This is a genomic window from Caballeronia sp. NCF2, assembly GCF_023631205.1.
Taxonomy (GTDB): Bacteria; Pseudomonadota; Gammaproteobacteria; order Burkholderiales; family Burkholderiaceae; genus Caballeronia; species Caballeronia zhejiangensis.
The window spans coordinates 99,224-118,676 of the sequence record NZ_JALQDN010000073.1 but is presented as its reverse complement, the minus strand read 5'-3'; the positions used below and the strand labels follow the sequence as shown (position 1 = coordinate 118,676).

The 19,453-nt window shown below is 59.2% G+C and carries 21 protein-coding genes; 3 read left to right on the top strand and 18 right to left on the bottom strand.

What is annotated here, in order from left to right; translation table 11 throughout:
* Window positions 1-8: 8 nt before the first annotated feature.
* Window positions 9-866: a VOC family protein gene (locus NCS02_RS29890; RefSeq protein ID WP_244808577.1), complete on the top strand. Its 858-nt coding sequence runs from the start codon at window positions 9-11 to the stop codon at window positions 864-866.
* 131 nt (window positions 867-997) lie between these two features.
* Here NCS02_RS29890 and NCS02_RS29885 read toward each other — a convergent pair whose 3' ends face one another.
* The 8 genes from NCS02_RS29885 to NCS02_RS29850 form a co-directional block, all read right to left on the bottom strand.
* Window positions 998-1,942 (bottom strand): VOC family protein, encoded by a 945-nt coding sequence (locus NCS02_RS29885; protein ID WP_250520423.1) that lies wholly within the window; start codon window positions 1,940-1,942, stop codon window positions 998-1,000.
* Window positions 1,943-1,970: 28 nt separating this feature from the next.
* Entirely contained in the window at window positions 1,971-2,783 is an 813-nt protein-coding gene (locus tag NCS02_RS29880) for an SDR family NAD(P)-dependent oxidoreductase (protein ID WP_244808575.1), read from the bottom strand.
* A complete protein-coding gene (locus tag NCS02_RS29875) occupies window positions 2,783-4,231 on the bottom strand; it encodes an MFS transporter (protein ID WP_250523458.1) in 1,449 nt (482 codons plus the stop codon). The genes NCS02_RS29880 and NCS02_RS29875 overlap by 1 nt, the downstream gene beginning before the upstream one ends.
* Window positions 4,232-4,536: 305 nt before the next feature.
* The gene (locus NCS02_RS29870; RefSeq protein ID WP_244808573.1) at window positions 4,537-5,256 is read right to left on the bottom strand and encodes a GntR family transcriptional regulator; all 720 of its coding nucleotides are present in this window, start codon (window positions 5,254-5,256) and stop codon (window positions 4,537-4,539) included.
* A gap of 10 nt (window positions 5,257-5,266) precedes the next feature.
* The gene (locus NCS02_RS29865) at window positions 5,267-6,307 is read right to left on the bottom strand and encodes a quinone oxidoreductase family protein (RefSeq protein ID WP_250520421.1); all 1,041 of its coding nucleotides are present in this window, start codon (window positions 6,305-6,307) and stop codon (window positions 5,267-5,269) included.
* Window positions 6,308-6,335: 28 nt separating this feature from the next.
* Window positions 6,336-7,274, bottom strand: coding sequence for a fumarylacetoacetate hydrolase family protein (locus tag NCS02_RS29860; protein ID WP_244808571.1), 939 nt, complete (start codon window positions 7,272-7,274; stop codon window positions 6,336-6,338).
* Between the two features lie 15 nt (window positions 7,275-7,289).
* Window positions 7,290-7,751 carry an SRPBCC family protein gene (locus NCS02_RS29855; protein WP_244808570.1) on the bottom strand — a complete coding sequence of 154 codons (462 nt, stop codon included), beginning with the start codon at window positions 7,749-7,751 and terminating at the stop codon, window positions 7,290-7,292.
* Window positions 7,752-7,786: 35 nt separating this feature from the next.
* Window positions 7,787-8,026 (bottom strand): tautomerase family protein, encoded by a 240-nt coding sequence (locus tag NCS02_RS29850; RefSeq protein WP_250523457.1) that lies wholly within the window; start codon window positions 8,024-8,026, stop codon window positions 7,787-7,789.
* Window positions 8,027-8,368: 342 nt separating this feature from the next.
* Between NCS02_RS29850 and NCS02_RS29845 the strand changes: the two genes are divergently transcribed.
* The gene (locus NCS02_RS29845; protein ID WP_250480957.1) at window positions 8,369-9,412 is read left to right on the top strand and encodes a porin; all 1,044 of its coding nucleotides are present in this window, start codon (window positions 8,369-8,371) and stop codon (window positions 9,410-9,412) included.
* Window positions 9,413-9,533: 121 nt separating this feature from the next.
* On the opposite strand, the gene maiA is transcribed toward NCS02_RS29845, so the two are convergent.
* The 5 genes from maiA to NCS02_RS29820 form a co-directional block, all read right to left on the bottom strand.
* Window positions 9,534-10,175 carry a maleylacetoacetate isomerase gene (gene maiA / locus NCS02_RS29840; protein ID WP_244808568.1) on the bottom strand — a complete coding sequence of 214 codons (642 nt, stop codon included), beginning with the start codon at window positions 10,173-10,175 and terminating at the stop codon, window positions 9,534-9,536.
* Window positions 10,176-10,210: 35 nt separating this feature from the next.
* Window positions 10,211-10,909: a fumarylacetoacetate hydrolase family protein gene (locus NCS02_RS29835; protein WP_244808567.1), complete on the bottom strand. Its 699-nt coding sequence runs from the start codon at window positions 10,907-10,909 to the stop codon at window positions 10,211-10,213.
* Window positions 10,910-10,966: 57 nt separating this feature from the next.
* The gene (gene gtdA, locus NCS02_RS29830; protein WP_250520420.1) at window positions 10,967-12,013 is read right to left on the bottom strand and encodes a gentisate 1,2-dioxygenase; all 1,047 of its coding nucleotides are present in this window, start codon (window positions 12,011-12,013) and stop codon (window positions 10,967-10,969) included.
* A 100-nt stretch (window positions 12,014-12,113) separates the two neighbouring features.
* Window positions 12,114-13,463: an MFS transporter gene (locus NCS02_RS29825; RefSeq protein WP_244808565.1), complete on the bottom strand. Its 1,350-nt coding sequence runs from the start codon at window positions 13,461-13,463 to the stop codon at window positions 12,114-12,116.
* Window positions 13,464-13,655: 192 nt separating this feature from the next.
* Window positions 13,656-14,159: a MarR family winged helix-turn-helix transcriptional regulator gene (locus NCS02_RS29820; protein WP_244808564.1), complete on the bottom strand. Its 504-nt coding sequence runs from the start codon at window positions 14,157-14,159 to the stop codon at window positions 13,656-13,658.
* Between the two features lie 188 nt (window positions 14,160-14,347).
* Between NCS02_RS29820 and NCS02_RS29815 the strand changes: the two genes are divergently transcribed.
* Window positions 14,348-15,607, top strand: coding sequence for a flavin-dependent oxidoreductase (locus NCS02_RS29815; protein ID WP_250520419.1), 1,260 nt, complete (start codon window positions 14,348-14,350; stop codon window positions 15,605-15,607).
* A gap of 52 nt (window positions 15,608-15,659) precedes the next feature.
* Here the strand turns inward: NCS02_RS29815 and NCS02_RS29810 are convergent, their stop codons facing one another.
* The 5 genes from NCS02_RS29810 to NCS02_RS29790 all read right to left on the bottom strand — a co-directional run bounded on the left by NCS02_RS29810 (window position 15,660) and on the right by NCS02_RS29790 (window position 19,087).
* Window positions 15,660-16,022, bottom strand: a complete 363-nt coding sequence (locus NCS02_RS29810) for a BON domain-containing protein (RefSeq protein ID WP_250523456.1) — start codon at window positions 16,020-16,022, stop codon at window positions 15,660-15,662.
* A gap of 18 nt (window positions 16,023-16,040) precedes the next feature.
* Window positions 16,041-17,117: a porin gene (locus tag NCS02_RS29805; RefSeq protein ID WP_250523455.1), complete on the bottom strand. Its 1,077-nt coding sequence runs from the start codon at window positions 17,115-17,117 to the stop codon at window positions 16,041-16,043.
* Between the two features lie 299 nt (window positions 17,118-17,416).
* Entirely contained in the window at window positions 17,417-18,184 is a 768-nt protein-coding gene (locus NCS02_RS29800) for an SDR family NAD(P)-dependent oxidoreductase (protein WP_244808560.1), read from the bottom strand.
* Between the two features lie 21 nt (window positions 18,185-18,205).
* Complete coding sequence (locus NCS02_RS29795) at window positions 18,206-18,574, bottom strand: nuclear transport factor 2 family protein (protein WP_244808559.1); 369 nt, start codon at window positions 18,572-18,574, stop codon at window positions 18,206-18,208.
* Window positions 18,575-18,619: 45 nt separating this feature from the next.
* The gene (locus tag NCS02_RS29790) at window positions 18,620-19,087 is read right to left on the bottom strand and encodes an SRPBCC family protein (protein WP_244808558.1); all 468 of its coding nucleotides are present in this window, start codon (window positions 19,085-19,087) and stop codon (window positions 18,620-18,622) included.
* Window positions 19,088-19,453: the final 366 nt, after the last annotated feature.

Sequence of the window (19,453 nt, the reverse complement as noted above, 5' to 3'; positions counted from 1 at the left end):
AGGGTCAGTTGACTTTTTCGCTTCAGCAAAACACGCCCGCGCGCCTGCATCACCTCCACGTCGTGTCGGACGACCCTATGCGGCTCGCCGACTTCTATACATCGCAGATGCAGATGACCTCTGTGGGGAGAGCGGACCATAATCGGCTTGTCTTGGTCGGACGGGACCGCGCGATGGAGATCTCCGCGCGTTCAAGAGGCCAGGAGCCGCATTTCGGCTACGCGATGCGCAATCAGGAGGAACTCAACGCGCTGCGTATGCGACTGCAGAATCATGGGCTAGCCTGCCAACCTCTGACCGCCCCGCTGTTTCAGCCGGGCGCATTCGTCATTGCTGATCCCCAAGGTCGCCGGATGGCGTTTGGACTTGAGATTTCCGACGCGGCATCAGTCGCTAGTCGCGACGGTCTTCCCGCCCGGCTGCAGCACACTGTTTTTCAAACGACCGAACTCGAACGCGTTGTGAACTTCTACACCGATACCGTCGGGTTCTCTATCTCTGACGAAGTAGTGGATGACAAGGGCGGCGTCGCAGTGGTATTCCTCCGCTCCGACGATGAACACCATAGTCTTGCCTTCTTCCAAGGCTCAAGGAACGAATGGGATCACCATTGCTACGAGACGAACGAGTGGAATGATATCCGCGATTGGGGCGACCGGTTTGCGACGATCGACGTGCCCATTTTCTTTGGACCGGGTCGTCATGGACCAGGCAACAACCTTTTCTTCATGGTCACCGACCCGGACGGGAATCGCATGGAATTTTCAGCGGAGCTTGCTCGCGTCGCGGTTGGTGACAAGCCTGGAGTGTGGCCTCACGGTGAACGCACGCTCAATAGCTGGGGCCGCGCCTGGATGAGAAGCTGAACCTGCACTCAAGCACCGGCTCGCTTTTAATGGCGAGCTCTCAGCGCTGCAGTCCCTGTCAACGCTGAACGGCGCTCTTGCAGTAACGAAACGCGCGCCGCTCTATAAACGGCGACCGCTCGCACTTCGTATCACGGCTTCACGTTATGGCGAAACCGCTCACTCGCGCCTTCGCCCCACTGTGTGACCATACCTTCCTTGGCCTCCCATACTCCAGTAATCGCACTCGCCGAGAGGCGGTCCGAATCGGCCCAATGCTCGTGTGCATATCCTAGCGGATCGTTCCAGTAATCAAAGAGCTGGCTTCCGAGTAAGTGACGGCCGATACCCCATAAGTGTTCATAGCCCACCGACTTCAGGTAATGATGGTCCGCCATGACGGCATCGATATCCTGCGATTCGAATGAAACGTGCTGGAAGCCGGCGACAGCCGAACGCATCGGCAGAAAGGCGTGGTGATCGACGTGCTCCGGACCCTTGTCCACCCGAAGGAAGGACGCGATCTGCTCACCGCCCGCCGTGCGGAAGACCTCGTCAGAGGGCAGCATCCCGAGCGTTTCACGGAACCATTTGGCCGTCTCTTCGACGAGTGGCGTACCCAATACAACGTGGGCGATGCGCTTGACCGGCGTGGCCTGGCCACGAGGCAATCGCAGCAATTCATCAGCACGGAGCGTCGGCTCGCGGCCGGTGTTGACGGCCTGACGCTCCACCTTGATCGGCTCGGGCACAGCGATCCCGTAAACTACATCCACGTCATAGCCATTCGGCTCTTTCAGGCGCACCCGCAGACCGCCGCCCGGCTCGGTGATCTCTTCCACGTCACCGCCGGTGCCCGCGGCGAGCGTTCTTAGATCCGCCTCGCTCTTGGCCAGGAAAGCGAACCCCAGCAGGCGGGCGGGACCCTGTTCTAGGATATAGCAGTGGTGAACCGGATCGGTGGCCCGCAGGTACACGGATTCGCCCTGCTTCGCGCACGTGATAAGACCGAATCGATTGAGAAATGTCTCGACTTGCGTGACGTCCGGCACACTGCGCCGGATGTAGAGCAGCTCGTTACATTTGATAATACTCATGCTATTGGATTCCTGAAAAATGATGCCGTTAGAGCGACAGCCTTCCACCATTCACGTGCAGGGTCTGCCCAGTTACAAACCGAGAACCCGTCCCAAGGAGAAAAAGCATCGGCGCGACAACATCGTCGGGGACGGCAATCCGCCTCAGCGGAATGGTCTCCAAGATGGCGCGAGCCCGCTCGGGTCCGAACCAGTCCTCGACGGTCCCATTGACAGCCTTGCCTTGCCCGCTCCCGCCGGCCAGAAAGGCGGTATTGACGAGGCCCGGAGCGACGGAATTTACACGTACCGGCGCCCATTCTTTTGCAAGCGTTTTCGCAAACGCAAGCAGGCCCGCTTTAGATGCGCTGTAGGCGGCGAAACCGGCCTCCGCCTGAATCGCAAGACCCGACGAGACGAACACAACCGAAGCATCAGGCTTCAGCAATGGCCGTGCGCTCACCGCAGTCAGGAATGCACCGCGGAGGTTTACCTCCATCGTCTTGTCCCACTGCCCGATCTGATGATCCACCGCAGGCGTAGGCGGAATGCCGATCCCTGTTACATAGGCGAGTCCATCGATCTGACCGTGCAACTCGCCGACCTGTTTAAAGGCCGCCGCGATCGACGCTTCGTCGCGCACGTCCACGTGGATAGCTGGTCCAGCGAATGCGGCCGGCTTTTCGCGGATCGCCTGTTCCGTATCTAGCCCCACGACCTGCATCCCGTTAGCCTCAGCGGCTAGGCACAACGCCGACCCGATGCCGCCGTGACTGCCCACCACGACGAGCCGGTAGCCATCTGCAGGAGCGAGCGCGCGAGAATCGAGGTTCGCGAAGCCCTCTTTGTTTTCCAATGACATCACACGTTCTCCTTAATATTAATGATGCCCGACGGCTGACGATAGCGCTTCATCGTTGACAGTGCGACGACCGCGGATGCAACCGCGGCAACAGCGCTGACCAGCGCAACTGAATGACCGATCGCTTCAGGACCGCCCCCGAACACGTTACCGGCAACCCAGGCGACGATGACCGAAGCTCCGCCCAAGCCGAACAAATTCATGACGAGGAACAAAATGCCGGAGTTGATCGCGCGAATTCGGTTTGGCGTGACGGATTGGGCCGACGCTGTGATGGCGCCGAAGTACGAGTTTTGCACGACGTAGTACAGGAAGGCTGCGAACAACGCCGCATAGCGGTTGGCCAGGAGCGGACCCATCACAGGCGCGATGATGACGAGCGAAGCGATGAGCACCGTGCGCATATGCGCGTCTCTATGACCGCGGCGCAATAGCATGCTGGTCAGCGATGGGCCGAAATATGCGCCAACCACGCATCCGGCCATTAGCGCGATACCTAGGCTCAGTCCGGTCTCGGTGGCGGTCATGTGAAATACGCGGATGAAGTGCGTCGGCAGCCAGCCCAAATTGGCGAACGTGACGATTGCCAACAATGTCGCGCATGTATATAACGGCACTAAATGACCGCGTAGAGTCCACAGCTGGCTGCAGGCTTCACGGATGGAAGGGATCGGCGTGTCGTCCAGACGCTTCGGCTCCTTCACGAGCGCGAGCAACACGGCTGTGAGCAGGATTCCGGGCAGACCAACCGCGATGAACACCAGTTGCCATGGCTGAAACTGCCCGCCGAACAACAGTCCTGAGAATTTCATAGCGTAGTCGAGCGCCGTGCCCCCGACCACGAGCGCAAGGCCGCCGCCCAGCATAGCGCCCATCGAGAATAACGCGTTGGCGCGGATCAGCCGCTTCGGCGGGAACAGGTCGGCGAGTAGGGAATAGGCAGCCGGCGCGAGCGCAGCTTCGCCAATGCCGACGCAAATCCGAGCGACGAACAATTCCGTGAAGCTGTGCGCGAAAGCGCAAGCGATCGTCGCGGCACTCCAAAACGCCATCCCCACGGCGATAAGTACGCGCCGGCTGCTGCGATCGGCAGCCCGCCCAAGTGGCAGACCGAGGATGCAATAGAAAAGCGCAAACGAGAACCCCTGAAGAAGACCGATCTGGACATCGTTAATATGAAGGGTCTGCTTAATCGGCGCGACCATCAACGACATCACCTGCCGATCTACCAATGAAATGATGTAGGCAACGATGAGAACAGTGAGGGTCGTGTAACCCCTCGACAGCGGCGGCATCGATGCCGCAGCTTTCATTTCCGCCGACGCGGCGCGATCGGCGATGCTGTTGTCTTCATTCAAAGCCGCTGGTTCAAAACTCTCCCTGAATGCATCCTGACCGCTAATCGGCCTGACCTGCTGCCCCAACTGTGGGCTGTCGCTCGATGCCATCGTCTTCCTCCGGTTCATTGTGGGACCGTTTTGTGCACAAAGATGTTTTTGTGCAAGTAGATATGTTCCCTGATGCCAACGAAATTCCGCAGCGGCTTCACTGCGCAGACCAGCTAGGATTAGTTGACTGGTTTGTGCGCAAACTAAGACTGCTTTGTGCACAAATTAAGAGAAAGCGCTGTGGGAGCGTTCGGTCTACAAGCGAGGAATTGATGGCGCGCGAATGGCGCGATGGTGAGGGTCACCGTGGCCGCGGGGAGAATTCAGGGCGAACGCCCGAAGGAAAACGCGTGCAGCCAGAACGCTTACGCGTCCTGGACGCTATTGATCAGCATGACGTTCCGCGCGGTCTGCGCGATATGGTCCCGGAGGATCGCACAGGCGAGCTCCGACTTCCGGTCAAGAACCGCTTCCATCATACGACGATGCTCCTCGTCCGTATTGCGCGGCTCTTTCCGGTTCATGACCGAAAAACGCCGATAGCGTTCCGACTGATCGAATAGGCTCGAACACAGCGCGAGCAGGCGCGGCGACTCCGCAGCTGAGAGCATGGCCATATGGAAGAGCTTGTGACGCTCGGTCCATTCTTCGTCGGGCCAGTCGCCTCCGGAAACCACACGCTTGCGCAGGCGCTCGAGCTGATGGAACTCTGCGACGATGCGCCCCTCCCACTCGCCGTCTCCGTTGGCGATAGATTGCGCCAGCGCAGCGGGCTCAACCAGCAGCCTGAAATTGGTGATGTCCTTGAGGTCTTCGGCGGACACGGCGGCCGCGCGAAATCCCTTGTTGTCGTCCGCCGTCACAAGTCCTTCAGCTACGAGCCGGTTCAGGGCTTCTCGAAGCGGGCTGCTTGACAACGAATGCTCCTGCTGCAGAACCTCGATGCGCAACTTTGTACCTGGCGCGATTTCGCCGCGCAGGATGCGGCGCCGCAGCGTGTTGAACGCCTGCTCTGAAAGCGGCCGGCTCTTGCCGCCAGCATGCGGCAAGGCTGACTGAATGGTGATGGGCTCGTCGCGTTTCATGATGTCGATATTATGGCGCACTAGCCGATGGAGGAACTTCTATATTCTGCGGCAGCAGCACGATTTTTCCAGTGATTCGCCCCTTTTCCAAGTCTTCATGCGCCCGGGCGGCGCTCGACAGCGGAAACGTGTCGGCGATCTCGGCTTGAAGAAGACCATCCGCTGCCAGCGCGAGGGCCCGGTCGAGGTCGTCGCTCGTCTGTCCGGTCGATCCATACAGCGTGAGTTGCTTTTGATACAACTCCGTCACGTTGAGCATGACTTTTCCGCCGCCATGAGAGCCTGCGGTGACCAGACGCCCGCCCCGCGCAAGACTCGACAGCGCTTGCGGAAACAGATCGGGATCACCTATGTTCTCAAACACGACGTCCACGCCGCGACCGCCCGTCAGCGCCATGACATTCTGAACGAGGTCGGAGCGCCGGTAGTCAATGCCGTGATCCGCACCTGCGGCGACCGCACGCGCGACGCGTTCGGGCGCGCCGGCCCCCGCGATGACCGTGGCACCCAGCGATTTCGCCACCTGAACGCCCACGGAACCCAGTCCTCCGCTCGCACCCATCACGAGGACCGTCTCGCCAGCGCACACTTTCGCTTTTGTCTCGAGAAGATGCAACGCAAGCGGAGCGTGACGCGCGACGACGGCGGCATCTGCAAAATCCAGCTTTGCAGGAAGGAGATGCGTGATGCGCGCCGGAACCGCGACGAATTCGGCATAGCCTCCCCATGCTGATACGCCGAGCAGCACCGGAGGCGCGGATCCTGTCGCGGCCCTGACGAACGGCGAGGTCGCCACACGATCGCCGACCTTACGATCGGCCACCTCATCGCCGATTTCGACGATCTCGCCCACCGGGTCGGCGCCGAGCACATGCGGGAGCGTTATGGGCCGGCCGTATCGCCCCGCTCTCACGGCGAGATCGAGCGTTCGATTCACCGTGACCGCGTGCACCCGGATCAAGACTTCGTCCGCTCGAGGCACGGGGCGCGGCACCTCCGCCACTTCCAAGGCTTCAGGACCGCCGAAGCGGTGCATCACGACGGCTTTCATGGTACTTGTCATGGAGCAATCGCCTGGGTCAAGCGGAAATTTTCACGCGCAGGATGCCGAGTCCCGAGACCGCCGCATCCACCACATCGCCATTACGCAAGAATTCGCCGCGGCTACTGCCCACGCCTGCCGGCGTGCCGGTCAGGACGAGGTCGCCCGGCCAAAGCGTGATGCGCGTTGACAAATCGCGAATCTGTTCCGCAAGCGAGAAAATCATTTTCCCGGTATTCGAGTTCTGCTTTACGACCTCGTTGACCGACAATTGCAGCGCGAGGTCCTGCGGATCCGGCACGCGGGAGGCGGGAACGAGCCAAGGCCCAATCGGACACGCGCCGTCGAAACTCTTATGCGAAAGCCAGTCCATCCGGAAGGGGGAGCGCTCCGACAGATCGGTGCGGCGGCTCCAGTCGCGCGCCGAAAAGTCAATAGCGACGGTATACGCAGCGACGTGATTCAGGGCATCTTCCAGCGCGATATTCTTGCCTTGACGTCCGATTACTGCCGCCAGCTCCACCTCCCAATCAATCGATGTTGCGCCCTCGGGCAGGCTCACGGTCGCTTCGGGGCCGACGATCGAATGCGAACTCTTAAGAAAGTGCCATGACCGATCGCCGCGGGCCGTCGGCGTGTCCGAGCCCGCGATCTTGGCCATCTCTTCGGCATGGTCGGTGTAGTTAGCACCCGCGCCGTAGATGCCGCCGGGGTTGGCAATCGGCGGCAGCAACCGGACAGACCTTTGAACCAGCGACTCGCCTGCCCGCGCGGAGTCGAAGCTGGCAAGCCACGGCTCAACATCGGGCCAGCTTTCGAGCACCGCCTTCATATCGGCGTATGCCTCTTTGCCGGACGCGCCGGCAAGGTCGTAGATCCGGTCGCGCACCAGTACGCCGGTTCGCGCGCCACGGCTCGACTCATACGTTACAAGCACCGGATACGCAGGAACGTTTGCGAAAGTATCTCTGTTCATCGTCGGGTCTTGTGATTAGATCTCACCGGCCCGCACGCGCCGGCGCGTCTCCGCAATGGTTGCCGAAATTGCTTCGACATAACTCTCGCGCACTTCTTCGCCCTTGCGCTTTTCTTCCTCCGACCCGGCCGCGATGCCGTCGAACACCAGCGCGAAGGTGAACGTCAGCGCCAGACCGCGCTCAGAATCGCTCAGCACGTTCGTGATCCAACCGTTGTCTGCCGATTCAATGCGCTGGAAGTGCACCTGCACCTCGGGCGTGAACGTGATGCGCTCGCGGACCGTCTTGCCGCGCAGCGAGATCTGGCGAATGAACCCGTCGTCGAACCTCTCGATGACCTCGCACTCCTTCATCGCGGGCACGAACGGCACCGCGTATTCGGCCTTCTGTACCAGGCCCTTCCACATCTGGGCGCGGGTCAGTTGAACGGGCTCATTAGCCGGATTGACTTCGAAAGCTGCGGAAATGGCGTACATCGGCTGATTCTCCTTTAACAATTGAAGAGCGCGACTCAAGACTTATCGGACGAGGCAGCCCGGGCAGCCCGGCGCCGCTCGACTTCCTTCATGGTCAGACTCTGACCACCTACCGACCAAAGTCCGTCCGCAACTTCGGAAATTGTGACGATTGTTCCGGGGCGGATTCCCTCGCCGCCCTGCCGCACGAAGGCCGCAACAATGTCTTCCATGATTGCGAGCTGTTGCTCTCGAGTGAAAGCACCTGCCAAATGCTGAACATTTACGAACGGCACAATCGTCTCCTTGGATTGACTTGGCCAAATTATGCATGCTCTGAGGGAATCTGCAAACAAAGGGTTTATCCGTAGTAAATCGCTAGCCCGCCTTGCCCCCTTTCTCTCAACCGATTACCCCCACGATTCGATCGACCGATCCCACCGTTCGGGATTAGCCTTACTTGCACAAAACGGTTTTTGTGCACAAACTCGGTGTCGATGCCGATGAGCTGATCCGAGCGGTGGTGCGCGCCCTACCTTCTCGCGAACTGGTCACCGTCATAAGAAAACTGGTTAGAGAACCAGGAAACTTCGCGCCGTCCTTTCGCTGCCAAGCGCGCATCCAAAAAGGAATAAGAGATGGAGACTAAGCACTTGTTTTGCGCCGCTCTGCTCGCTTGCGCCTCGCAAGCCTACGCACAGAACGTCACGCTTTATGGTTTGCTGGACAACAGCATAGAAGTAGCGAACACCGGCGGCGGCACGACCGCGCGCATGGATCCGGGCATGTATCTCGGTTCGCGATTCGGCATGATCGGCAAGGAAGACATTGGCGGCGGCTACTCCATTAATTTCGTCTTGGAGCAAGGCATCCTCACCACGACGGGGGCGGCAAGTGTTCCCAACTCGGCCTTCGGCCGTCAAGCTTGGGTCGGATTCGGCAGTCCCTATGGCGAGGTCCGCTTCGGCAGACAGAACTCGCCTGTGTATATTCCGGTCTCCGGCGCACTCGACGCGTTCAACGGCCAGACGATCGGTTCCGGTCTAATCAGTTTTCTTGCAATCGTGCCCCGCGTGAGCAATGCCATCTCCTACCAGTCCCCCGAAATAGCAGGGACCAAGGCACAGTTGATGATCAGCCTTCGCGATGCGAGCAATTCGTCGCAGAACGGAATCGCTAGTTATCACATCGGCATCCAATACGCAAAAGGGCCAGTCGGTGCCGTAGTCGGCTATCAGCGCGTCGAAGACCCGGTGGGGGTTGTGTGGCCAGGTTCAAGTGCCGGCACAGTCTTGAAAGCGCTTTATGCCGGCGCCTCGTATGATTTGGGCAACCTCACCTTTTATCTTGGTTACAACAACAACCGGCAATCGGACACGCCACTAAATCGAGACGTATTCACGGCATCGGTGCGCTACACGTTCAATCCGGCGACGTTCTTCTCCTTCGGAGCAGCACACTTGCACGACAAGTCGAACCTAGACAGTAACGCTGATCAGGTCGGCCTAATGCTTAACTATTTCCTGTCCAAGCGGACCAACGTGTACGCTGCCGCATCTTGGATCGAGAACCACAACCGTGCTACCTTCGCCATGAACGGCGCGACGACCGCGGGCATTCCCGTCGCCTATCCGGGCGCCCCTGCGCGCGGCGTGCAACTCGGGATGGTGCATAAATTCTGACCTGCCGATTCACCGATCGAGACTGAGACGTGGGTCACGAATATTCCCGCTGCTGACCGACCAATGGAAAAAGGCAGATTCAGTCATGAATCTGCCCCAAAGCGTTTTCCACGAGCTTTTGTCAGGCCACGAAATCCGGCTGACGCGCCGGCGCCGCGCTCAAGAACGCCGGATGATCCGCGGCGAATTCATACACCGCCATGCTTCTCGCATACGGACGGAGATCGCAGTCCATTCGCAAGGCGTTGGAAATTTGCGGGACAAGGCACACATCCGCGAGCGTCGGCTGCTCGCCGAAGCACCACGGTCCGGGATCCTCGCGAGCGAGCATCCGCTCCACACCTCCCATGCCCTCCGCGATCCAGTGACGGTACCAGTCGCTCTTTTGCTGCGCCGTCACGCCCAGCTCCGTTTCAAGATAGCGCAGCACTCGAAGATTGTTCACCGGATGAATGTCGCAAGCGATCAGCGCCGCCAGTTCGAGCACGCGGGCGCGCCTGTGGGTTTGCAACGGAATCAACCGTGGCTCAGGATAAACCTGGTCGAGATAGTCGATGATCGCAATGGACTGGCCCAGTGTGAAGCCGTCGTCGATAATGGCCGGCACCGCTGCGGATGGATTCACGTTCGAAACGTAATCGACGGCGCGATGCTCGCCTTTGCGTATGTTGACCGGCATCGTATCAAAAGTGACACCCTTGAGCGCCAGCGCGATGCGCACGCGATATGACGTCGAGCTGTTGAAGAAGCTATGTAATTGCACGGCGGATCCCATGGTCGATGATGACGGATGTCGCGCTACACGACGCGTACGGTCAGTTCGCCGAGGCGTTCGACGCCGACCTTCATCGTGTTGCCCGGCTTGACCGCGCCAACACCTTCCGGCGTGCCGGTGTAAATCAGATCGCCCGGCTCCAGTCGGAAGAATCGCGACAGGTATGCGATCGTTTCCGCGACCGACCAGATGAGATGCGAGACATCGCTTTTTTGCTTGATTTCACCGTCAACGGAGAGCCATAAACCTGCGTTCTCGAAGTGCCCGGCATCGCTCACCGGATGAATCGGGCCGAGCGGCGCGGAACGGTCGAAGGACTTGCCGATTTCCCAGGGGCGACCCATCTCGCGCATCTTCATCTGCAGGTCGCGGCGGGTCATATCGAGACCGACCGCGTAGCCCCAGACATGACTCAATGCGTTCTCGACAGTGATGTCCGAGCCAGCCTTGCCGATCGCCGCGACCAATTCGGCTTCATAGTGATAATTTTGCGTCTCCGCCGGATACGGCAGCTCGAGGGTTTCGTTATAGGTGACGGGAACGACGGCGTCGGCGGGCTTGCAGAAGAAGAATGGCGGCTCGCGATCGGGATCGAAGCCCATCTCGCGCGCATGCGCGGCGTAGTTCCGACCCACGCAATAAACGCGGCGCACGGCAAATTGGGCATCGCGGCCTGCGACGTGAACGGCGACGGGTGCTTCAGGAGGAAAGACGAATTCCATGATGATGTCGACTCGATTGAAGAGAGTGGAAGCGCAGTACGCTCGTTGATATGAAATTTAGTGGCGCTCTTCGCGAAGCAGATTAAGCGCAGACAGCACCGGACGATCCGAGTAGCTGAACAACACGCTCTCCGCGGACGCATTCAGCCGAACCGGTGCCCACGACGGTGCCACGAACACGTCATGCGGTGCGAAGCTAAACGCGCGCTCGCCGATGGCGACCTCGCCGTTGCCTTCGACGACGCAATACACTGTCGCGTCGGTGCTGCGATAGGTTCGTCCCTTGAATCCCGCCGGCAGGTACTGCATGAACGTGGCGATCGTTGGCATCGGCCAGCCGCCAGTCGTTGGGTTCACGTAGCGGAGCTTCACGCCGTCCCAATCGTCGACTGCTCCGTTGTGATATAGCGTATCGAGCGCTTCGCGGCTGCGCTCGTAGGGGTAACTGAATATTGGCGAGGTCGGATCGGTCACGAGATGCCGCACCGGGGCCATGTTGTGTCCGAAGCGCGCAAAACTTTCGCCTTCCGCTCGCGACACGGGCTGCGTCTTCTCGGGATAGCTCTCGGCGAAGCCAGCGTCAATTTGCGCGAGCAAGGGAATGTCCAGACCGTCGAGCCAGACGACCGGCTCTCCACCTTCGTCGACTGACGGGTTGCCGTGGTCGTGCCAGGTCCATGACGGCGTGATAATGAAGTCGCCCGGATGCATTGTGGTGCGCTCGCCATCAACCGCCGTCCACGCCCCCCTGCCTTCGACGATGAATCGTAGAGCCGACTGCGTGTGGCGATGACTCGGTGCAATCTCGCCGGGCAAGATCAGTTGTAGCCCGGCGTAAAGGTTCGGCGTCATGCTCGACTTTCCTGGCAGGCCTGGGTTTTCGAGCACCAGCACGCGCCGCACGGCTTCCTCGGCGCTAATGACGTCACCCGCCTGCATGACGAGATCGCGCACTTGCGCATACTTCCAGATGGCCGGCTCGGCCTTCGGCTGCGGTGACTTCGGCACTAAGTTATGCAGCGATTCCCACAGCGGTGCCATGCGTTGCTGTGCAATCTCTGCGTAATACGCCGCGCGCGATGCGCGGATCTGTTCCGTGGACATTGCTGTCTCCTTCTGACGTTGTTCGATCGAGTGCGACGGATAGGAACGCCCTGTGCTGCGTCTTGCTTCGCGATAAATCCGCGACATTCATTAGCCGGCATCAGGCGCTGCCTTGCTCCAGCGTCGTGACCGCCTCGTCTGTTACCCGGCGCGCGTGTAGTGCCCATGCGGCGGCAGCGGACACGAGCGCCGGAACGCAGCCAAGCGTGAAGAGATGCGCGGGATCCCATCGCATCTCAAGCAAGGCGCCGCCAATGAGCGGCCCCATGATGGAGCCGATGCGCCCGACGCCGAATGCCCAGCCGACGCCAGTCGCGCGAATCGCAGTCGGATAGCTGCGCGCGACAAGGGCGTTCGCGGCAATTTGGCCACCGACGATGCAGAAGCCAGCGGCGAGAATGGCGCAGACCATCACCGAAAAAGCGCCGTGCACATTTAAGCCGAGCAGCAGCACGGCGGCCGACGCCCCCGCATAAACGAGAGACAGCAGCGCGAACGGCCGGCGACGGTCAATGAAGCGCCCCAGCAGCAAGGTGCCCGCCACGCCTCCTACTTGAAAGAGGCTGCTGGTGGTCACCGCGCGATCGACGGACAGCCCGCTTTCGCTGAGCAGAATCGGCAGCCAGCTCGAAAACAGATAAACCTCGAGCAGACTCATGAAGAAGATGAGCCAAAACAGCAGCGTCGTGCGCGCGCGATCCTTCGAAAATAACTCGGCGACCGAAGACCGGTTCCCATCACGCGCATGGCGGATGAACCGGTCGTCCGGATCGATGTCGACGGTCGGCGCGATGCGCGCCAACGCCGCCACGATCCGCTCCCGCGCCATGCCCTTGGCCACCATGTAGTCGAGCGATTCCGGTAGATAGCGCATTAGCACGGGCGTAAGCAGCAACGGTACGATTCCCCCGGCTACCAACACGCTGCGCCATCCGAAATGGCCGATCAGCGATGCCGCGACCACGCCGCCTAGCGCCGCGCCCAGCGAGAAGCCGCAGAACATGATCATCACGACTGTGCTGCGAATCCGTGCTGGGGCGTATTCCGACGTCAGAGCGATGGCGTTCGGCATCACGCCGCCGAGACCGAGGCCGGTAAGGAATCGCATGACGAGAAGCGCGCCGACCGACTCCACGCTCGCGGTCAGTAGTGAACACACGCCGAAAACGACCACGCTAAGGATTAGTCCGATCTTGCGGCCACGCCTGTCCGAGAGCGAACCGAACAACAGAGCCCCGATCATTAGACCGGCGAGGCTCGCGGCGAACACAGGACCGAAGGCCGACTTGCTCACATGCCATTCCGCCGCAAGCGCTGGCGCGATGTACGCGATGGCTTGCGTGTCAAAGCCATCGCAGAACACAGCTAGACAACACAGCAGGGCCACGAGAAAGCGTGTCTTGCCGAATGGGCCTTCGTCGACGAGCCGGGTGATATCGATATGTTGCATACAGTCTCCTGCTCCGCGACGAGCATTATTTTGACGAGGTGTCGCGATGGCCCGCATCAACTCTTGGACAGCAACCTCGCGCAATCACGAAGCGATAGTCACATTTCGACAGACGTCTGTCAATATGGGAAAGTGACAATGCGTGACTCCCTTCTTACGATGCAGATCGATTGCCCAGGGCGGATGAGTCAGTTAGGCGTCGATGGATCCGACAATACTCACGCGCGTATTCTCATTGTGGTGCGCCACAAACTTTTCGAGCAATCGGAGAAAAGTGCTCGCTTCATCCGTGTTGAACGGCGCGAGCAGCGACTTGCGTTCCCGTTCTGCGAATTTTGCGGCTTGGCGCAGCGTGTGTTTTCCGTCTGCCGTAATCAGAATTTCTACCTTTCGCGCGTCGAGCGGACTGGGTGATTTCATCGTTAAGCCGCGTTCGGTGAGGAGCTTGATGACGAGCGCAGTCGTAGACCGGTCAAGACCGATCAGACGCGCGACGCCGATCTGACTCATCGGCCCGGCGACATTCAAAATATAGAGCACGCCATATTGACTTGGCGTCAGATCGAGCGGCGCGCAGGCCTCGATGAACATGTCCATCGCGATCTGGTGCGCCCGGCGAATCAAAAAGCCCGGGCGCCGATAGAGTTCATCGAGCACCGGGTCGGAAGTGGGCGATTGGACGGTTCTCTTTGTCATTCGGGGTGATGGTTATAAGCTCTGTGCGGAGCAAGTTTAACCCAGCGCTTGCAGCAAGCTCGTCTTCTATCGCGAACGTTGTTGACACGTCGATCAGCGCTCACTAATATTCGGCAGACGTCTGTCAATTATTGCCGATACCAAAAGTGGTGTCGTTCGTGAATCGCACGATTGTGCACGGAGGAGATATGTCGAAGGAATGTGAAGTCGCGGTGATCGGTGCGGGCATCGGCGGATTGACGCTCGCCCTTGCGCTGCACGATGCGGGAATCAGCTGCCGCGTTTATGAAGCAGTCCCCGAGCTTCGTCCGCTTGGCGTGGGCATCAACGTGTTGCCGCATGCCACGAAGGTGTTGGGGCGTCTCGGCCTCAACGAACGTCTAGCTCGAGTCGCAGTGGCAACGAAGGAATCTGCCTTCTTCAACAGGCATGGACAGCTGATTTATCGTGAGCCGTCGGGTGTTGCTGCCGGCTATGCGACACCGCAGTTCTCGATTCATCGCGGAGATCTCCAAACCACCCTTTTGGAGGCCGTGCGCGAACGCCTCGGTCACGATGCCGTCGTGCTCGACCGCAAGTGCGTTGGTGCATCGAGTTCGGATGACGAAGCCATCGTCAACTTCGTGGATGCGAACGATCGCGCGTACGCCGTTAGAGCTTCGGTTGCTGTGGCATGTGACGGCCTGCACTCGGCGCTTCGCAAGCAGTTCTATCCGGATGAAGGGGCGCCGCGTTACTCAGGCGTGAACATGTGGCGCGGTGCGGTTCATTGGAAGCCCTTTCTCAGCGGCGCCACAATGGTGCGCGCCGGCGCGCTGGTGCCTGGCGTCGGCAAGATGGTCATTTACCCGATTCGCGACAACGTCGACGACCAGGGCCGGCAGCTCGTGAACTGGGTGGCAGAAATCGATGCGCCACAGCCTGCGCGTCGCGACTGGAATGGTGCCGGCCGCCTCGAGGACTTCTTCCCAGCGTTTGCCGACTGGCATTTCGACTGGCTCGACGTGGCGGGCATGATCGAATCAACGGAAGGCATTTTGCAATTCCCGATGGTGGATCAAGATCCGCTGCCGCGGTGGACGTTCGGTCGTCTCACGCTGCTTGGCGACGCGGCTCATCCGATGGTACCGCGTGGCTCTAACGGCGCGGGTCAAGCGATCGTCGATGCCGATGTGCTCAGCGCATATCTCGTCGACATCGGCGTCGGCCCGGAGGCACTTATGGCTTACGACAGGGAGCGCGTGAAGGCGACGGGCGAAGTGGTGCTTACCAACCGCAAGGCGCCGCCTGATAAGATCCTGCAAGTGGTGCACGAAAGAACGAACGGGCAGCCCTTCACGTCGCTTGCGGGAATTATCGACGAGGCCGAGCTTCAGAATATTACTGCGAGCTACAAGCAAGTTGCCGGTTATACAGTAAAAGGACTCGAGACTTCGTCCGGCGCCTGAGGCAAAGCACGAAACGTCCCTCGCTATACGCGAGGGACGTTGCCTTCACCCTTCACTGCCCCGGCGCCTTCACCCGTAGTGCATTAATAACCGCCTCCACCCCAGGAGTATCGCGTGCGGCAGCGATGACAAGCTCTATCTGATCAGCCTCCGGCACCGAACCTCCAAGCGTGATCGTACCGTTTTTTGCGACGACAACGATATTTAGCACGTCGATGCCCTTCACCTTCGCGAGTCGGCTTCGCACCGTTTTCGCGAGCCGTCGATTGGCAAGTCTTGTTTCTCTAGCCGACGGGACCGCGCTGGACGGGGCAACGTCCGACGCAACCGCTTCATTACCCTGAGCGCTCACGCCGCCGATCCCCGCCAGCGAAAGCAGGACAGCCAAGCCGGCGCTCATGTGCTTTCCGTTCATCCGTTGTCTCCCGCCAAATTAGAACATGTGCCGTACGCCGATTGCGCCGCCCACCGAGGTACCCGCCCCCTCTTTCAGCGCCCCATTGACGGACAGCCCTGTAGTCATTGCGCCGTGATTGTTGACGACGGCTACCTGACCGTACAAGGTGGTGGCCTTCGACAAGTAGTAGTTAATCCCGGCGGATCCGAGCAATGAATGGTTGGCCGTGTTATTGCGGTCGCTGGTGTACCAGACGCCAGAGTTCACATCGACTTCAGGAGTAGCGAGAAAGTCGGCGCCGCCGCCCCAAACGTTATTGCTCATTGCGCCAGCGACCTTGTAGCTCGTGTAGGAGGCTTTGACCGTCAGTTTCCCGAAGCGATAGCCTCCGCCGATCATTCGGCCGGCGAATGCGACGGTCGTAGGCACGGGAGTGGTGGCCGCAGTGCCGCCTGCATTACCGTTGTAAATCGAAGCGGCGAGTAGCAGGCTTCCGTTGTCGTATTTCACGCTGGCCGAATACTGCTGGCCAGCTTGGAAATCGCCAGGCGACCCACCGAATGCGTACATGACGCTCGCCTGCAGACCAGCAATCACGGGGCTGGCGTAAGAGATCGCGTTGGCGTTGGCCAGGCCTGTCCCCACCACGTTGTCAATGTAATGCACGACGCTGGTGCCGAACGGTGCAAGGCCGCGTGGATCAAGGTCATAGAGAGTCAGGAAGAAGGGGGAGAATTGCAGACCCATCTTCAAGTTTCCGATATCGCTGCGCAACTGCATCCAGGCTTGCCGACCGAAAAAATTGCCATTGGAGCTGTTGTACCCACCGTTGGTCATGTTGATCCCGCTTTCCAGGTCGAAGTCGAGCTTTAATCCCCCGCCAAGATCCTCAGTGCCCTTCAAGCCGAATTGCGAAGGGGAAAGACCGCTATCAATCAATGCAAACTTTTTTCCTGTACTATTCCCCGATGAGTCAAGCGATTTACTAGAGTAGAAAAATCCGCTATCCACGATTCCATAGAGCGTGACATTGCTTTGTGCTTCGGCATGCGTACTGCACACGCAAACGCCTAGGGCAGTCGCCATGTGCGCCGCCGATTTCCTCTTTAACATCGACCGTCTCCTCCTGTATATGCGTTACAAGATTGGTCTTATCTTTTTCACTTGGTTAAGGCAGGCCTGAATTATTTCCAAAGTGGGTGAATGACTTGCTCCGCCTGTCCGAAGAGACAGACGGCGATTTGATTCTATGGGTCTGCGCTTTGATAAACCATTCGCTACGCTCTAAGGTTCGATACAAATACGGTCTATATGGCGAGGATTCGAAGGCTGAAAAAAAGCGCTTCCGGACGCACGTTGCAACGTGCGTCCGGAAGCGCTAAAGGGTGACCGAAGTGAGAATGTCTAATGACTTACAGCGCGAGATATCCGCCGTCGACGGCGATTTCAGCCCCCGTAACGAATGAAGACTGATCAGAAAGCAACCAAACCACGGCGTCTCCGACTTCGTGGGGCGAACCGAGACGGCCGATCGGATGTCGCGATTCAAGCTGCGGCAACAGGTCCGAGAACTGCGGTTGACTAATGAGCGACTCAATCATCGGCGTGCGGATAATGCCCGGTAAGACGGCGTTCACACGAATACCGCGAGCACCGTATTCGACAGCCGCGCTTTTCGTCAGGCCAAGAACCGCAGCCTTGGATGCGCAGTATTCCGCCGCATTAGGAATCGCTACGCGGCCGAGACCCGACGACGTATTGACGATTGCGCCGCCGCCGGACTTCAGCATCGCAGCAATTTCATGCTTAAGGCAGAGGAAGACGCCCTTAACGTTGACGTCCATAACGACGTCCCATTGCGCCTCGGTCATCTCATGCAGCGCCGCGTTTCGCTGCTCGACGCCCGCGTTGTTGAACGCCCCGTGCAGGCGCCCGAACTTCGTCACGGCACGCTCGACCAGCGTCGCAACGTCCGTTTCCCGCGCCACGTTCGTCTTAACGGCCACTACCTGCACGCCGGAGCGCTTCAGGTACTCCGCTGTTTCCTGTAGTCCCTCTTCATCGAGATCGGCCAGCGCGAGTAAAGCACCCGCCTCGCCCAGCGCATATGCAGCCGCGCGCCCGATCCCCCGCGCGGCCCCCGTGACGATGATCGCCTTGCCATCCAATGGATGTTGCATTTCTTCCTCCGATTTAACCGGCTAGTGCGCCCGAGGAGCAAAGACAGGAGAGAGGTCGGTGTAAATGCGGTAATCGTCGATGCGGCCGTCCTCGGCGTGATGCAGTATCACGGAGCACGGTACTTCGATAGCACCGCCATCGTGCCGGGTGTAGACCGTCCTGAAGCGCAACACGGTCGTTTCATCGATTTCCCACTTGGCCGTCATTTGGTGATTCAGTCCGGCAATGCTCGCGTAGAAGCCGCTGACACCCTCCTCCACTTCACGCTTACCGTTCATCGGCTTGCCATTAGCGAACTGAAACACCACGTTATCCGTGAGGTTCGAGAGGAAGCCTTGCACGTTCTTCGCGTCGATATCGGTGAACATTGCTTCGATATTGCAGCGCATATCTGTCTCCTTTCTTGTAATTGCTTGCCGCGGATGGGCGATCGTTCAGACCTGCGCCGAAGCATCCTCGCGAATGCGTCGAAGCGTGGTGCGAACCGCGTCCAAGTAGGCCTGCTCCATGCCGGCTGCGAATTCCGCTTCCTTCTTACTGCCCGGCTCTTCGCCCTCGAGCACAATATCGAAAGTGAAGCGCAGGGACAGCGTTCCATCCGCATCTTCCTCGATGATGTTCTTGATCTGTCCTTTCGCATGTCCCGAGAGGCGCACGAACTCGACGCGCTCTTGCGGGAAAAACAGGATCAGCTCGCGCAGGGTTTCCCCGTGGAGCACGACCTCACGAATCAAACGATCCGGTTTCTGTTCGACGATGTCGCATTTCTTGATGGCTTCAACGTATGGCACGGCGTTTTCCGCCTTGCGAACCAGACCGTCCCACACTTGCTGACGATTGAGACGAACCTTCTCGGAACCGTCTGCAGGGTTGACTTCCAGCTTGCGGCTGACGCTAATCATTGCTGTCTCCTTTGAGTGAATACCGTTGTGCGGCGATGGAAAGGTTCCCATGCACTGAATCCGATTTTAGGTGGGCGCTACTGGAACAACCATTGGCATGGCCAATATCCTTGTATCGATCCTATTTATTCGTGGACGTTTCGCCGTCTCGTCCCCAACGCACCATCCCACTTGCACCTGTGGCTCGTATAAACGGCATCGAACCTTCGCTATCAACGTCGTTATATGGACTCGTCAATCAAGCGCTTCGACAATCATTACATCGCCGCATCGCAAGACTGCTAATCCGAGCGCGACCGGGCGATACAGACATAAAACGAGAGAAATCAGAGACACATCAACAAAGTGAAGCTGGAAAAGAAAGGT